Consider the following 14,433-nt stretch of genomic DNA (forward strand, 5'->3'; position numbering starts at 1 on the left):
CTCTGCGCACGAGTGCCTTGTCCACGTGAGCCGGGCAGGCCGCGGCCGGTCACGGGGCGGGGAAGGGTGTTGTCGCCACGCCGGGCACACCGCGGAGACGTCGTGGCAGACGTGGAGCGTACGGTGGTTCGAACAGGTGCGACGCAGGGACGCTGCCCGGGCGGGGGCGAGGAGAACAACCACACGGAGGTGTGCATTGTCGGCCGGCGTGGTGGTGATCGGTGCCGGAGTCGTGGGACTCACCACAGCGGTGTGTCTGGCGGAGTCCGGAATGGACGTACGGGTGGACACGGATCGGTCCCCGGGCGAGACGACCTCGGCAGCCGCGGGCGCGATGTGGGATCCGTACCTGGTGGAGCCCGCTCACCTGGTCGACCGGTGGAGCCGCGTGACCCTGTCGGTGCTGAACACGTTGAGCGCCGATGCGGAGACGGGGATCCGACAGGTGGAAGGAACTCATGAGTCCCGGATTTCCCGCGGGATGCCGGAGTGGGGCAGCCTGGTCGAAGCCCGCGTCTGTGAACCCGGTGAACTCCGCCCGGGTTTCCTGTCCGGGTGGCGTTATCGTGCCCCCGTCGTCGACATGCCCCGATATCTGCGCTACCTGGCCCGCCGGCTCGAGCGGGCCGGCGGTCACCTCCGCCGTCGCCGTTACCACACGCTCGAAGAAGCGGTGCGCGAAGCGCCGGTGGTCGTCAACTGCTCGGGCGCGGGAGCCCGTTCGCTCGCGGCGGACCCCTCGGTCGAGGCGGTGCGCGGCCAACTGGTGGTGGTCGAGAACCCGGGTATTCGGTCGTTCTTCTGCGACGACACCCCGGGGGCCGACGAGCTCACCTACATTTACCCGCACTCCGACGCCGTGGTCCTCGGGGGGACTGCGGTGTCCGGGAACTGGGACCTGCGCCCCGACGAGGCCGCGGCTCGGGAGATCGTCCAGCGCTGCGTCGCGGTCGAACCGTCCCTCGCGGGTGCCCGCGTACTCGAGCACCGGGTCGGGCTGCGGCCGGCGCGGGAGGAGGTGCGACTCGAGGGGGCGCCCCATGAGGGCACACTGCTCCTGCACAACTACGGTCATGGCGGAGCTGGACTGACCCTGTCGTGGGGGTGCGCCCGTGAGGTCGCCGAGCGGATCCGCGGGGCGACCGGACTCATTCCCTGATCTGCCACTGCCGGCGCTCCGTGATTCCCTGCTCCGAGCCTCTGCGGAAGAGGTACAACCAGGTCCGCATCGCCAGCGCGGCGCCCAGGGCGGCGGTCCACGGCCAGCTGGTGGTCTTCGTTGTCACGAGCGCCGCACCGAGTACCGGCGAGACAGCGGTGAACACCATCAAAGCGATTTCGCTTCGGCTCCGGCGAAATCGGAAAGCGATGGAAAACTCGGAATGCTCGTACCAGGCGATCGCGGCGCTCAGCACGACGGCCAGGACCATGGCGGTCCATGGATTGCTGCTGACTTGGGCGTAAGTGACGGGAAGTGAGATCACGAAAGGTAACACGCCGCCGTACTCGGACAGCACGTTCCCCCACTTCATGATCTTGCCGAACGAGTTCGAGCGTATTCGGGCCAGTTCACCGGAGGCGCTCGCGTACACGATCAGAGAGAGCACGGTGCTGAAGGTTGCTCCGATGAGCAGCAGACGGACATCGTCAGGGAATCGTTTCGATGCAAAGGCGAAGCCCAGGAGGAACGTCACAGCGGCGAGAATGGAACCGGAGAAGGCTATGCCCGCCGCGGCTTCCCCGGACTGCAGGGTCGCCGGGTCGTCCCGCTCAAAGCGTGCGATTTCGAATGCGGGCGCACCGGACAGGGTGACCAGGGCCGTTACGGCGTGGTCGGCGGGTGCCAAGGATTCCATGAGCTGTTCACGGGCGCTTGTGTGAACGAGATGCCGCGCATCCGGATCGATGTATTCGACGCGCGTTGTGTGCTGGAAGTGGATGGGAAGCGCGTCATCCGTACCGCTGGTGTGCATGACCCGAGTTCCTATGAAGCCGCAGGCCAGTAAGAGGCGCGTCACCGTCGGCTGCCCGGTGTTCGCCACGGCGGAGACCAGTGGCGGTTCGCCGGACCTTTGCGGAACCTGCCGCAGCATCTCGGCCAGGAGCTGTGATGCCACGCCGTTCCGGCGCATCCCGGCCCGGACCGCGATCACCGACAGGCGCACGTGTCCCGGGGAAGGCATCTCCGCGGCGACGCAACCCACCAACTCGCCCGAGGACTCGGCCACTCGAACCAGCCTGCGCTCAAGGGCCTCGGCAAGGAGTGCCGGCGACGGCACGACGGCCGCGTCACACGTATCGGCCAACAGGGTTCGGATCTGGGCGAGATCAACGGGGAGGGCCATCCGGGTAGACCATGCGGCCATGTCCATGGGGTCCGTTCAGCCGGTCGGAGTGTGGGGGGATCCTACAGATCGAAGGTCTGATGTACAGCGGGTGCGGGTGCGGGTCCTGCCTGCGCAGTCCCCCGGTCGGTGATCCTCGGTGCCCTGCCCTGCCCTGCCCTGGCCTTGCCGACCACCCGCCGGCTGTCTGCCCCGTGAGCGGGGACGACTTCCTGGAGGCGGCGGCTTCGGACACCCGGCTTGTATAGTCGCCGCGCCGCGACGGACATGTCGGAAGGGGATGCCGGAGCCGTGAACGGGGAGCACGAGCACTACGCCGGACACGAGGAGCCGTGGGACGAGCGGACCCCGGGCGTCCTGCGACTGCCGTCCGGACGGCTGGTACGGGGCAGAGGCCTGCGCCACGCCCTCGACCCGTCGGCGCAGACCCCGTCGTACGGCGTCTACCTCCTCGGCGGACAGCCGCCCGCGACCCCCTGGGCGTCCCGCTGGCTGCGCTGGCCCGACTTCCGCCTCCCGGCGGACCGTGAGGAGGCCCGCTCGGTGCTCACCGACGCCTGGGCCCGCGCCACCACCGAACGCGTCGAACTCGCCTGCGCCGGCGGCCGCGGCCGCACCGGCACGGCCCTGGCCTGCCTGGCGGTCCTCGACGGCGTACCGGCGAAGGAGGCCGTCGCCTACGTCAGAACCCACTACGACCGGCACGCGGTGGAGACACCGTGGCAGAAGCGGTACGTACGGCGCTTCACGCCGCCGCTGTGACCGCCGCTGTGACTGCTCCTGCGCCGGCGGGCGTTCCCCGGGAATCGCGACCCTGACCCAGCGGCTCACGCGACGGCGTACGCCGACGCCCGCAGCCGCGGCGCGGCGCCCTGAGCGCCGAGCGCCGTGCCCTATCCCAGTGCCTCCGCCACCGCGGCGGCGGTCCGGGCCACGAGGGCGTCGTCGTACGGGGCGTCCCGGGCCGGTTTGGTCGACAGCACGGCCAGGACCACGGGGGAACCGGACCTGGTCCACGCGACACCCACGTCGTTGGTGGTGCCGTGGGCACCGGAGCCCGTCTTGTCCGCGACCGTCCAGGTCGGCGGCAGGCCCGCGCGGAAGCGGTTCGCGCTGGTGGTGTTGTTCAGCAGCCAGCGCGTCAGCAGCCGGCGGTCGTCACGGTTCAGCGCGTCGCCGAGGACGAGACGGGCGTAGGTGCGGCCGATCGCGCGCGGGCTCGTGGTGTCCGTGAGCCGCCAGGGCTCGGCGGTGTTGAGGTCCGGCTCCCAGCGGTCCAGGCGGGTCACCGGGTCGCCGAGCGAGCGGGCGAAGCGGGTGACGGCGGTGGGGCCGCCGAGCTCGCGCAGGAGCAGGTTGCCGGCGGTGTTGTCGCTGAAGCGGATGGCGACGTCGGCGAGTTCGGCGATGGTCATGCCCGTGGCCAGGTGCGCACGGGTCTGGTCGGAGCCTTCCAGCACCAGGTCGGCCTCGGTGTAGTGGACGCGGCGCGAGAGGACCTTGCCATGGCGGTCCAGGTCCCGCAGGACCGCTGCCGCCGCCAGGGTCTTGAACACCGAGCACATCGGGAAGCGCTCGTCGGCCCGGTACCGGACGGTCCGGCCGGTGGCGGGGTTGTGGGCGAACACGCCCAGCCGGGCGCCGTGCCCCTGCTCCAGGGCGCGCAGGCGCGCGGTGGTGCCGTCGTCCGGCAGGGCGTGCGCGGGCGTGGCCGTGGCGGCGGCCGTCGCCACGGTGAGAGCGGCGGTGGTCAGCAGGGCACGTCGGGTCGGCGCGGACTTCCTCGGGGCTCGGATGGCGCTCTCCTCCGGTCGGTGCGGACGGAACGATCCGTCGGTGCGGACAGGACGATCTCCACAGTGACCGACACCGCCGGGGACATCGCGGTTGCGCCGCGCCGGGAGCCCGACCGGGGTGCGGGCGCGGCCACGCCCACATCCGCCGTGAGCGACAATGGACCCCATGAGTCTGTTCCGCGACGACGGCATCGTGCTGCGCACCCAGAAGCTGGGTGAGGCGGACCGGATCATCACGTTGCTCACCCGCGGGCACGGACGGGTGCGGGCCGTGGCACGGGGGGTGCGGCGGACGAAGTCGAAGTTCGGGGCCCGGCTCGAGCCGTTCTCGCACGTGGACGTGCAGTTCTTCGCTCGGGGCAGTGAGCTGGTGGGGCGGGGGCTGCCGCTGTGCACGCAGAGCGAGACCATCGCCCCCTACGGCGGCGGGATCGTGACCGACTACGCCCGCTACACCGCCGGGACGGCCATGCTGGAGACCGCCGAGCGGTTCACCGACCACGAGGGCGAGCCGGCCGTCCAGCAGTACCTGCTGCTGGTGGGCGCCCTGCGCACCCTCGCCCGGGGCGAGCACGCCCCGCACCTCGTGCTCGACGCCTTCCTGCTGCGGTCGCTGGCCGTCAACGGCTACGCGCCCACCTTCGGCGACTGCGCCAGGTGCGGGATGCCCGGTCCGAACCGCTTCTTCTCGGTGGCCTCCGGCGGCTCGGTCTGCGCCGACTGCCGGGTGCCCGGCAGCGTCGTACCCTCGCCGCAGACGCTCGCGCTGCTCGGCGCGCTGCTCACGGGGGACTGGGAGACCGCGGACGCGTGCGAGCCGCGGTACGTCAGGGAGGGCGGCGGGCTGGTCTCCGCCTACCTGCACTGGCACCTGGAGCGCGGGCTGCGCTCACTTCGGTACGTGGAAAAGTAGTACGCCCACCAAGCAGTACGTCAGTACGCCCGAAAACAAGGGAGACGAGAAGCACATGGCCGTACGCGGGATCCTGGGGCGCCGGCGCCCGGAGTACAGGGCGCCCGAGCCGCATCCGTCCGGCGCCCGCGCGCCGAAGCTCCCCGGAGAGCTGGTCCCCGAGCATGTGGCGATCGTCATGGACGGGAACGGGCGCTGGGCCAAGGAGCGCGGGCTGCCCCGCACCGAGGGGCACAAGGTCGGTGCCGAGCGGGTGCTGGACGTGTTGCAGGGCGCGATCGAGATCGGCGTCGGCAACATCTCCCTGTACGCCTTCTCCACCGAGAACTGGAAGCGCTCGCCCGACGAGGTGCGCTTCCTGATGAACTTCAACCGCGACTTCATCCGCAAGACCCGCGACCAGCTCGACGAACTCGGCATCCGGGTGCGCTGGGTGGGCCGTATGCCCAAGCTGTGGAAGTCGGTCGCCAAGGAGCTCCAGGTCGCCCAGGAGCAGACCAAGGACAACGACCGGCTCACGCTGTACTTCTGCATGAACTACGGCGGCCGGGCCGAACTCGCGGACGCGGCCAAGGCGCTCGCGGAGGACGTCAGGGCGGGCCGGCTCGACCCGTCCAAGGTCACCGAGAAGACCATCCAGAAGTACCTGTACTACCCGGACATGCCGGACGTCGACCTGTTCCTGCGCCCGAGCGGTGAGCAGCGCACGTCCAACTACCTGCTCTGGCAGAGCGCGTACGCGGAGATGGTCTTCCAGGACGTCCTGTGGCCCGACTTCGACCGCCGCGACCTGTGGCGGGCCTGCATCGAGTTCGCCTCCCGCGACCGCCGCTTCGGCGGCGCGATCCCGAACGAGGAACTCCTCGCCATGAAGGGCGACGACGAGTAGATCAGCCCCGCTCGGGGTGCCCCCTGCGCGTAGAGCTCGGGGGAGATCGTGGACGAGGCCGTCAGGCCGAAGCGGGGGTCCGGGGGTGGCAGCCCTCCAGGGCCGGCCACCCCGGACCACCCGCACAGAACAGGCTCACCCCGCGGAGCAGTCCGCGCAGGTGCCGAAGATCTCCACCGTGTGGGCGACGTTGACGTAGCCGTGCTCCGCGGCGACCGCCTCCGCCCACTTCTCCACCATCGGCCCCTCCACCTCGACCGCCTTGCCGCAGACGCGGCAGACGAGGTGGTGGTGGTGTTCGCCGGTGGAGCAGCGGCGGTAGACCGACTCGCCGTCGGAGGTGCGCAGGACGTCGACCTCGCCCGCGTCGGCGAGGGACTGAAGGGTGCGGTAGACCGTCGTCAGGCCCACCGAGTCGCCCCTGTGCTTGAGCATGTCGTGGAGCTCCTGCGCGCTGCGGAACTCGTCGACCTCGTCGAGGGCCGCCGCGACAGCGGCACGCTGCCGGGTGGCGCGGCCCTTCACGGGCGGTCCAGCGGTGGTCACCGGTCGGCCTCCTCACGTCTCGCCTGCGGGCCATTGTGCCAGCCCGGGCCGTGCGCGGTCAGGCGCCGGCCCCGTCGCCGGCGGCCCGGGTGGCCGGAATCGCGCACTCCGCGGGGTCCCCGGCGGGCCGCGCGGCGGCGAGTGCCCGCGCGCGTCGCCGGGCCAGCGGCGTGGCCAGTACGGTGAGCGCGATGAACGCGGCGATGGTGAGCAGCACGATCGTCGCGCCGGGCGGCACGTCCTGGTAGTACGACGTGACCGTGCCGCCGATCGTCACGCTCACCCCGATGGCGACGGCGATGGCGAAGGTCGCGGCGAAGCTGCGGCTGAGCTGCTGGGCCGCGGCCACCGGGACCACCATCAGCGCGCTGACCAGCAGCAGCCCGACCACGCGCATCGCGACCGTCACCGTCACCGCCGCCGTGACCGCCGTCAGCAGGTTCAGGGCGCGCACCGGCAGCCCGGTCACCCGGGCGAACTCCTCGTCCTGGCTGACCGCGAACAGCTGGCGGCGCAGGCCCAGGGTGACCAGTACGACGAAGGCGGCCAGCAGGCAGATCGCGGTGACGTCGGACTGCGAGACCGTGGAGAGCGAGCCGAACAGGTACGACGTCAGGTTCGCGTTGGAGCCGCCGGGGGCGAGGTTGATGAACATGACGCCGCCCGCCATGCCGCCGTAGAAGAGCATCGCGAGGGCGATGTCGCCGCGGGTACGTCCGTACCAGCGGATCAGCTCCATGAGGACCGCGCCCAGGACGGAGACCGCCGTCGCCATCCACACCGGGGAGGTGGACAGCAGGAAGCCCAGGCCGACGCCGGTCATGGCGACGTGGCCGATGCCGTCGCCCATCAGGGCCTGGCGGCGCTGGACGAGGTAGATGCCGACGGCGGGGGCGGTGATGCCGACCAGGACGGCGGCGAGCAGGGCCCGCTGCATGAAGGCGTAGTTCAACAGGTCCATCAGCTCAGCAGTCCCGTGCGGATCGGATCGGCGCCCGAGGCGTCGTGGGGGTGTACGTGGTCGTGGCCGGGCAGGGCATGCTGGCCCACGGCCTTCGGGGGCGGCCCGTCGTGCAGGACGCAGCCGTCGCGCAGCACCACCGCCCGGTCGATCAGGGGCTCCAGGGGGCCCAGCTCGTGCAGCACGAGCAGCACCGTCGCCCCGGCCGCCACCTGCTCCTTCAGCGTGCGGGCCAGCACCTCCTGGCTGGCCAGGTCGACGCCCGCCATCGGCTCGTCCATGATCAGCAGCTCGGGTGCGGCGGCGAGGGCGCGGGCGATCAGCACGCGCTGGTGCTGACCGCCGGAGAGGGCGTCCACCGAGTCCTTCGCGCGGTCCGCCATGCCGACGAGCTCCAGGGCGTGCCGTACGGCCGCGTGGTCGGCCTTGCGGAAGACCCCGAAGCGGGTACGGGAGAGCCGGCCCGAGGAGACGATCTCGGTGACGGTCGCCGGGACGCCGCCCGCGGCGGTCGTGCGCTGCGGTACGTAGCCGACGCGCGCCCAGTCGCGGAAGCGGCGGTGCGGGGTGCCGAACAGTTCGATCTCACCGGCGCTCACCGGCACCTGGCCGATGACGCTGCGCACGGCCGTCGACTTGCCGGAGCCGTTGGCGCCGAGCAGCGCGACGACCTCGCCCCGGCGCACGGTGAGGTCGATGCCGCGCAGGACGGGACGCGAGCCCAGGTCGGCGCGCACACCGCGCAGGGAGATGACGGGTTCGGCGGGTTCGCTCCCGGCGTCCATGACGCCCTCCGTCGCGCTCACTTGGTGCCCAGGGCTTTCTGCAGCGCCTCGAGGTTGGCGTCCATGACCTGGAAGTAGTCGGTGCCCCGGGACTTGTCGGTGATGCCCTCGAGGGGATCGAGGACGTCGGTCTTCAGATGCGCGTCCTTGGCGAGGGTCTTCGCGGTCTTGTCGCTGACCAGCGTCTCGTAGAAGACGGTCGTGACCCCGTCGGACTTCGCGGTCTCCTGGAGGTCCTTCACCCGGGCGGCGCTGGGCTCGGACTCGGGGTCGAGGCCGTTGATGGCCTCCTGGGTCAGGCCGTAGCGCTCGGCGAGGTAGCCGAAGGCGGCGTGGGTGGTGATGAAGACCTTGCTCTTGGCGTCCTTCAGTCCGGTCTCGTACCGGGTGTTGAGCTCGCCGAGCTCCTTGACCAGGGCCGCGGTGTTCTTGCGGTAGTCGGCCGCGTGGTCCGGGTCGCCCTTCTCGAAGGCCTTGCCGACGCCCTCGGCGATCTGCGCGTAGCGCACCGGGTCGAGCCAGACGTGCGGGTCCTTGCCGCCGTGCTCCTCGTCGTGGTGGGCGTCGTGCTCGTCGGCGTGGCCGCCGACGTCGGTGCCGTGCTCCTCCAGCGTGGTCAGGGACGCGGCGTCGACCTTCGTCGCGATCCCGGACTGGGCGACGGCCTTGTCGACGTTGGGCTGGAGGCCCTTGAGGTAGAGCACCGCGTCGGACTTCTCGAGCTGCACGGTCTGCTGGGCGCTGATCTCCAGCTCGTGCGGCTCCTGGCCGGGCTGGGTGAGACTGGTGACGTGCACGTGGCTCCCGCCGATCCGCTCGGCGAGGAAGGCCATCGGGTAGAAGGACGCGACGACGTCGTACTTCCCGCCGCTGTCGCCGGCCGCGCCGGCGGAGGAACAGGCGGAGAGCGCTCCGAGGCCGAGAGCGGTGACCGTCAGGGCCGTGGAACCGGATATGAGGCGTCGTCGTACGTTCATGACAGTCATTTTCAACGAAGATGGAAACCGTTGTCAACAAGGCTCGCGACAAGCCCGAAAAGGGCCCTTACCCGGCACCGATTTGGTCGAGGGGGAGCCACCGCCGGTACCCTGAAGCATTCGCTCGTGAAGCGTCTCGCTTCGTCGCCCGTCGTCGTAATGAAGAGAGCACCGTGGCCGCCGACAAGATCGACACCATCGTCAGCCTGAGCAAGCGCCGTGGCTTCGTATTCCCCTGCAGTGAGATCTACGGCGGTCAGCGTGCCGCCTGGGACTACGGGCCTCTGGGTGTCGAGCTCAAGGAGAACCTCAAGCGTCAGTGGTGGCGCTACATGGTGACGTCCCGCGAGGACGTGGTCGGCATCGACTCGTCCGTGATCCTGGCGCCCGAGGTCTGGGTCGCCTCCGGTCACGTCGCCACCTTCACGGACCCGCTGACGGAGTGCACCTCCTGCCACAAGCGGTTCCGCGCCGACCACCTGGAAGAGGCCTACGAGGAGAAGAAGGGCCGCGCCCCGGAGAACGGTCTCGCGGACATCAACTGTCCCAACTGCGGCAACAAGGGCCAGTTCACCGAGCCCAAGCAGTTCTCGGGCCTGCTCTCCACCCACCTCGGCCCCACTCAGGACTCCGGCTCCGTCGCCTACCTGCGTCCGGAGACCGCCCAGGGCATCTTCACCAACTTCGCCCAGGTGCAGACCACCTCGCGCCGCAAGCCGCCGTTCGGCATCGCCCAGATGGGCAAGTCGTTCCGCAACGAGATCACGCCGGGCAACTTCATCTTCCGCACCCGCGAGTTCGAGCAGATGGAGATGGAGTTCTTCGTCAAGCCGGGCGAGGACGAGAAGTGGCAGGAGTACTGGATGGAGCAGCGCTGGAACTGGTACACCGGCCTGGGTCTCCGTGAGGAGAACATGCGCTGGTACGAGCACCCGCAGGAGAAGCTCTCCCACTACTCCAAGCGCACCGCCGACATCGAGTACCGCTTCCAGTTCGGCGGCAGCGAGTGGGGCGAGCTGGAGGGTGTCGCCAACCGCACCGACTACGACCTCTCCTCCCACGCCAAGTCCTCCGGCCAGGACCTCTCCTACTTCGACCAGGAGGCCGGCGAGCGCTGGACGCCGTACGTCATCGAGCCGGCGGCCGGTGTCGGCCGGGCGATGCTCGCCTTCCTGCTCGACGCCTACGTCGAGGACGAGGCGCCCAACGCCAAGGGCAAGATGGAGAAGCGCACGGTGCTGCGCCTGGACCACCGCCTGGCCCCGGTGAAGGTCGCGGTGCTGCCCCTGTCGCGCAACCCGGAGCTGTCGCCCAAGGCCAAGGGCCTGGCCCAGGCCCTGCGCCAGAACTGGAACATCGAGTTCGACGACGCCGGCGCCATCGGCCGCCGTTACCGCCGCCAGGACGAGATCGGCACGCCGTACTGCGTCACGGTCGACTTCGACACCCTCGAGGACAACGCGGTCACCGTCCGCGAGCGCGACACCATGAAGCAGGAGCGCGTCTCCCTCGACCAGATCGAGGGCTACCTGGCCGGCCGCCTCGTCGGCTGCTGACCCGGTAACCCGGCAGTCCCTCAGCGCCGGACGGCCGCCGAGACCTCACTCGGCGGCCGTCCGGCGTTCGCCGTTGCTCAACGGCCTTGCAGGGCCTTCACGTTGTCGCCGAAGGTCCAGTTCTTCGACCCGTCCCAGTTGATCGACCAGGTCATCAGGCCCTTCAGGCTGGTGCCGTAGTGGCGCCAGGCCTCGGAGACCAGCGCGGGCGCCATGTGCCCGCCGCCCGCGCCGGGCTGGGCGGGCAGGCCCGGGACCTGCTTGTCGTAGGGGACCTTGATCGTCGTGCCCTGGATCACCAGGCCCTTGGCGAGGCAGTCGGTCTGGGCGGTGAAGCCGGCCACGGTGCCGGCCTGGTAGGAGTCGCCGGAGCAGCCGTACATGCTGCCGTTGTAGTACTGCATGTTCAGCCACCACAGGCGGCCGTTGTCGGCGTACTTCTTGATGATCGGCAGGTACGCGCCCCAGATCGAGCCGTAGGCGACGCTGCCGCCGGTGACGTAGGCGGTCTCCGGGGCCATCGTCAGGCCGAAGTTCGACGGCATCTGCGCGAGGACTCCGTCGATGATCCGGATCAGGTTGGCCTGGGACGCGGACGGCCGGCCGATGTTCCCGCTGCCGGTCAGGCCCGTCTCGATGTCGATGTCGATGCCGTCGAAGTTGTACTTCTTCAGGATCGGGACGATCGTCGCGACGAACCGGTCCGCCACGGCCGTCGAGTTGAGGTCGATACCGGCCGTCGCGCCGCCGATGGACAGCAGGATCGTCTGCCCGGACGCCTTGGCCGCGCACATCTCCGCGGGCGTCGCCACCTTCACGCCCGCGTCCATGCCGTCCTCCCACAGGGCCGTTCCGTCGGAGCGGATGACCGGGAAGGCCGCGTTGATCACGTTGTAACCGTGTGCGGCGATGCGCGAGTCGGTGATCGGTGTCCAGCCGAAGGGCGGATGGACACCGTTGGCGGAGCCGTCCCAGTTCTCCCAGTAACCCTGGAGCACCTTGCCGGCGGGCCGGGACTTGACGGCGCACGTGTCGGCGGCGGATGCGGTGGGGGCCAGGGCGATGGAGAGCTGGGTGAGACAGGCGGTCGCCAGGGCGGCGGCGAGCAGACGCAGTCTGCGGCGGATCATGCGGAGCCTCCCGGTGGGGGTGCGGTGAGGTGTCGTAGGCATGACAGTGCTCGTGGTCCAGACCTCTCGTCAATAGGTCTGGACCAAATCCGCGGACCGCTGGGCGTCGCTCGTCGTGACAGATGACAGCTGACAGATATTGATATCTGTCAGCTGTCATGTCAGGCTGTTTCGGGGTACCCGTCCCACCCGCACTCCGAGTCCCCAAGGAGCCCTCCCTCATGGACACCCGCCACCTCGGAACCACCGGCCCCCAGGTCTCCGCCCTCGGCCTCGGCTGCATGGGCATGTCCGCGCTCTACGGCGAGGCGGACCGGACCGAGTCCATCGCCACCGTGCACGCCGCTCTCGAAGCGGGCGTGACCCTGCTCGACACCGGCGACTTCTATGCCATGGGCCACAACGAGATGCTGGTCGGCGAGGCACTGCGTACCGCCCCCGCGGCCCGCCGCGAACAGGCCCTGCTCAGCGTGAAGTTCGGCGCCCTGCGCGATCCGGACGGCAACTGGGCCGGCTACGACGGCCGTCCGGCCGCCGTGAAGAACTTCGCCGCCTACTCCCTCCAGCGCCTCGGCGTCGACCACATCGACGTCTACCGGATCGCCCGGGTCGACCCGGACGTGCCGATCGAGGAGACCGTCGGCGCCATCGCGGAACTCGTCGAGAAGGGACACGTCCGGCACATCGGCCTCAGCGAGGTCGGAGCCGACACGATCCGCCGGGCCGCCGCCACCGCGCCGATCTCGGACGTCCAGATCGAATACTCGCTCGTCTCCCGTGGCGTCGAGGACCGGATCCTGCCCACCACCCGCGAACTCGGCATCGCCATCACGGCGTACGGGGTGCTCTCGCGCGGTCTGATCTCCGGGCACTTCGCCCGCGACCGGAAGCTCGCGGCGAACGACTTCCGGGCCCATTCGCCCCGCTTCCAGGGCGAGAACCTCCAGCACAACCTGGACCTCGTCGAGGCCCTGCGCAAGGTCGCCGAGGGCAAAGGCGTCACGGTCGCGCAGATCGCCATCGCCTGGGTGCTCTCCCGGGGCCCGCTGCACGACACGGTCGTCGTCCCGCTGATCGGCGCCCGCACCCGGGAGCGGCTGGCGGAGGCACTGGGCGCCACGGCCGTCACGCTGGAGGAGGCCGACCTGGCGGCCATCGAGGAGGCCGTCCCGGCGGACGCGGCCGCGGGCGCGCGCTACCCCGAGGCGCAGATGGCCCACCTGGACAGCGAAGGCTGACCCGGCCGCCGGGTACGGTCTAGGGCATGCCACCCACCACCGAGACCCTGACCGCCGAGCGCATCCTCGAGGCGACCGAGGAGGTGCTGCGCCGCCACGGGCCGGCCAAGGCCACCGTGGTGGACGTGGCCCGCGCGCTCGGTGTCAGTCACGGCAGCGTCTACCGGCACTTCCGTACCAAGGCGGCGCTGCGCGAGGCGGTGACCAAGCGGTGGCTGGACCGTACGTCCGACGCCCTCGCCGGCATCGCCGCCGAGCACCGTGACCCGGAGGCGCGGCTGCGTGACTGGCTGCGCGGGCTGTTCGAGGCCAAGCGCCGCAAGGCGGGCGACGACCCCGAGCTGTTCGCCACGTACTCGGTGCTCACCGGGGAGAACGGCGTGGCGGTCGGCGAGCACATCGCCGACCTGACCGGCCAGCTGACCCGGATCGTCCGGGACGGCGTCGCGGCCGGTGTCTTCACGGCCGCCGACCCGGCCGTCGCGGCCCGGGCCCTGTTTCATGCCACCGGCCGCTTCCACGACCCGGGTCATGCCCGGGAGTGGAAGCGGCCGGCGGTCGAGGAGGAGTTCGAGGCGGTGCTCGAACTGGTGCTGGGCGGGCTACGAGCCCGTTAGCACCGTGTCACCTGGGTCAGGTCACGTCGACGGTGATCGTCTTGGAGCGCGTCGGACCGGACACCACACGCAGGTCGTTCTTGCCCTTGGCCAGGAGCTTCGTGGACACCGTGAACGTGTCGCCCTTCCTGACCACGGTGGTCGCTCGCAGCGTGGTCCACTTGCCGTGGTCCAGGTGCTGGACGGTCAGCCTGGCGCCGGCCGCCATGTTCGCCGTGCGCCCGGTGAGCGTCACGCTCTCCCCGTGCCTGATCGAGGAGTGGTTGACCCTGGCCGTGATCTCCTCGGCCTTTTTGGTCGGCATGGGGCTGTGTGTGCGGGTCGCCATCGGGCTCGGGTCGCTCGCGGCGAAGGCTCCGGCAGAACCGGCCGACACCAGCGCGGCGGACAGGGCGCCCGCGGCGACTCCACAGGCACAGCGGCGGAGGGTGAGATGCATGGTGGTCTCCCGTTGGTGGTTCCCCCCTGTGTCACGCGTGCCCCGCAGGGGGCTCATCGCGCTCATCCAGATTTGCCTCTGATCGCCCGCGCGGCGACTCGGGAGGAGTAACGCGGGGCTGTGAGCGAGCGGCGCTTTGATGAGAATCCGCAGCTCAGCGGCCATGATCGCGCTTACTTCTTTCTTACCAAGCTCTCCTGCGGCGCCCCGCTCCAAACCGGCTCTCACGCCCCGCAAACAT

The 14,433-nt window shown here is 70.3% G+C and carries 15 protein-coding genes; 7 read left to right on the forward strand and 8 right to left on the reverse strand.

Going from position 1 to position 14,433, the window contains the following annotated elements; translation table 11 throughout:
• Positions 1 to 214: 214 nt before the first annotated feature.
• Positions 215 to 1,159, forward strand: a complete 945-nt coding sequence (locus TNCT6_RS21365) for an FAD-dependent oxidoreductase (protein WP_308789489.1) — start codon at positions 215 to 217, stop codon at positions 1,157 to 1,159.
• On the opposite strand, the gene TNCT6_RS21370 is transcribed toward TNCT6_RS21365, so the two are convergent.
• On the reverse strand, positions 1,149 to 2,345 hold the full coding sequence (locus tag TNCT6_RS21370; protein WP_253266183.1) for a GNAT family N-acetyltransferase: 1,197 nt from the start codon (positions 2,343 to 2,345) through the stop codon (positions 1,149 to 1,151). The genes TNCT6_RS21365 and TNCT6_RS21370 overlap by 11 nt on opposite strands.
• Before the next feature lie 291 nt (positions 2,346 to 2,636).
• Between TNCT6_RS21370 and TNCT6_RS21375 the strand changes: the two genes are divergently transcribed.
• On the forward strand, positions 2,637 to 3,107 hold the full coding sequence (locus tag TNCT6_RS21375) for a protein phosphatase (RefSeq protein ID WP_253266184.1): 471 nt from the start codon (positions 2,637 to 2,639) through the stop codon (positions 3,105 to 3,107).
• A 131-nt stretch (positions 3,108 to 3,238) separates the two neighbouring features.
• Here TNCT6_RS21375 and bla read toward each other — a convergent pair whose 3' ends face one another.
• Positions 3,239 to 4,141 (reverse strand): class A beta-lactamase, encoded by a 903-nt coding sequence (gene bla / locus TNCT6_RS21380; RefSeq protein WP_172633233.1) that lies wholly within the window; start codon positions 4,139 to 4,141, stop codon positions 3,239 to 3,241.
• Positions 4,142 to 4,307: 166 nt separating this feature from the next.
• On the opposite strand from bla, the gene recO reads away from it, so the two are divergent.
• Entirely contained in the window at positions 4,308 to 5,054 is a 747-nt protein-coding gene (gene recO / locus TNCT6_RS21385) for a DNA repair protein RecO (RefSeq protein ID WP_172632975.1), read from the forward strand.
• A gap of 55 nt (positions 5,055 to 5,109) precedes the next feature.
• Complete coding sequence (locus tag TNCT6_RS21390; protein WP_141361105.1) at positions 5,110 to 5,943, forward strand: isoprenyl transferase; 834 nt, start codon at positions 5,110 to 5,112, stop codon at positions 5,941 to 5,943.
• A gap of 135 nt (positions 5,944 to 6,078) precedes the next feature.
• Here the strand turns inward: TNCT6_RS21390 and TNCT6_RS21395 are convergent, their stop codons facing one another.
• Genes TNCT6_RS21395 through TNCT6_RS21410 form a run of 4 tightly spaced genes read right to left on the reverse strand, consistent with a single transcriptional unit; the run spans position 6,079 to position 9,212 of the window.
• The gene (locus tag TNCT6_RS21395) at positions 6,079 to 6,489 is read right to left on the reverse strand and encodes a Fur family transcriptional regulator (RefSeq protein ID WP_141361107.1); all 411 of its coding nucleotides are present in this window, start codon (positions 6,487 to 6,489) and stop codon (positions 6,079 to 6,081) included.
• Between the two features lie 58 nt (positions 6,490 to 6,547).
• Positions 6,548 to 7,450: a metal ABC transporter permease gene (locus TNCT6_RS21400; RefSeq protein ID WP_141361109.1), complete on the reverse strand. Its 903-nt coding sequence runs from the start codon at positions 7,448 to 7,450 to the stop codon at positions 6,548 to 6,550.
• On the reverse strand, positions 7,450 to 8,235 hold the full coding sequence (locus TNCT6_RS21405; RefSeq protein ID WP_141361111.1) for a metal ABC transporter ATP-binding protein: 786 nt from the start codon (positions 8,233 to 8,235) through the stop codon (positions 7,450 to 7,452). The genes TNCT6_RS21400 and TNCT6_RS21405 overlap by 1 nt, the downstream gene beginning before the upstream one ends.
• A 17-nt stretch (positions 8,236 to 8,252) precedes the next feature.
• On the reverse strand, positions 8,253 to 9,212 hold the full coding sequence (locus TNCT6_RS21410) for a metal ABC transporter substrate-binding protein (protein WP_141361113.1): 960 nt from the start codon (positions 9,210 to 9,212) through the stop codon (positions 8,253 to 8,255).
• 173 nt (positions 9,213 to 9,385) lie between these two features.
• On the opposite strand from TNCT6_RS21410, the gene TNCT6_RS21415 reads away from it, so the two are divergent.
• On the forward strand, positions 9,386 to 10,768 hold the full coding sequence (locus TNCT6_RS21415; protein ID WP_141361115.1) for a glycine--tRNA ligase: 1,383 nt from the start codon (positions 9,386 to 9,388) through the stop codon (positions 10,766 to 10,768).
• Between the two features lie 77 nt (positions 10,769 to 10,845).
• On the opposite strand, the gene TNCT6_RS21420 is transcribed toward TNCT6_RS21415, so the two are convergent.
• Entirely contained in the window at positions 10,846 to 11,898 is a 1,053-nt protein-coding gene (locus tag TNCT6_RS21420; protein WP_141361117.1) for a chitinase, read from the reverse strand.
• Between the two features lie 221 nt (positions 11,899 to 12,119).
• Between TNCT6_RS21420 and TNCT6_RS21425 the strand changes: the two genes are divergently transcribed.
• Positions 12,120 to 13,136 (forward strand): aldo/keto reductase, encoded by a 1,017-nt coding sequence (locus TNCT6_RS21425; RefSeq protein ID WP_141361119.1) that lies wholly within the window; start codon positions 12,120 to 12,122, stop codon positions 13,134 to 13,136.
• Between the two features lie 26 nt (positions 13,137 to 13,162).
• Complete coding sequence (locus TNCT6_RS21430) at positions 13,163 to 13,753, forward strand: TetR family transcriptional regulator (RefSeq protein ID WP_141361121.1); 591 nt, start codon at positions 13,163 to 13,165, stop codon at positions 13,751 to 13,753.
• A gap of 16 nt (positions 13,754 to 13,769) precedes the next feature.
• Here TNCT6_RS21430 and TNCT6_RS21435 read toward each other — a convergent pair whose 3' ends face one another.
• Positions 13,770 to 14,192, reverse strand: a complete 423-nt coding sequence (locus tag TNCT6_RS21435) for a hypothetical protein (protein WP_141361123.1) — start codon at positions 14,190 to 14,192, stop codon at positions 13,770 to 13,772.
• Positions 14,193 to 14,433 lie beyond the last annotated feature (241 nt).

The organism is Streptomyces sp. 6-11-2 (assembly GCF_006540305.1).
Lineage (GTDB): Bacteria > Actinomycetota > Actinomycetes > Streptomycetales > Streptomycetaceae > Streptomyces.

Excerpts from the sequence above, each read along its gene's own strand:
- TNCT6_RS21370 (WP_253266183.1), bottom strand. The coding sequence starts at position 2,345 with ATGGCCCTCCCCGTTGATCTCGCCCAGATCCGAACCCTGTTGGCCGAT.
- recO (WP_172632975.1), top strand. The coding sequence starts at position 4,308 with ATGAGTCTGTTCCGCGACGACGGCATCGTGCTGCGCACCCAGAAGCTG.
- TNCT6_RS21390 (WP_141361105.1), top strand. The coding sequence starts at position 5,110 with ATGGCCGTACGCGGGATCCTGGGGCGCCGGCGCCCGGAGTACAGGGCG.
- TNCT6_RS21400 (WP_141361109.1), bottom strand. The coding sequence starts at position 7,450 with ATGGACCTGTTGAACTACGCCTTCATGCAGCGGGCCCTGCTCGCCGCC.
- TNCT6_RS21405 (WP_141361111.1), bottom strand. The coding sequence starts at position 8,235 with ATGGACGCCGGGAGCGAACCCGCCGAACCCGTCATCTCCCTGCGCGGT.
- TNCT6_RS21410 (WP_141361113.1), bottom strand. The coding sequence starts at position 9,212 with ATGAACGTACGACGACGCCTCATATCCGGTTCCACGGCCCTGACGGTC.
- TNCT6_RS21420 (WP_141361117.1), bottom strand. The coding sequence starts at position 11,898 with ATGATCCGCCGCAGACTGCGTCTGCTCGCCGCCGCCCTGGCGACCGCC.
- TNCT6_RS21425 (WP_141361119.1), top strand. The coding sequence starts at position 12,120 with ATGGACACCCGCCACCTCGGAACCACCGGCCCCCAGGTCTCCGCCCTC.
- TNCT6_RS21430 (WP_141361121.1), top strand. The coding sequence starts at position 13,163 with ATGCCACCCACCACCGAGACCCTGACCGCCGAGCGCATCCTCGAGGCG.
- TNCT6_RS21435 (WP_141361123.1), bottom strand. The coding sequence starts at position 14,192 with ATGCATCTCACCCTCCGCCGCTGTGCCTGTGGAGTCGCCGCGGGCGCC.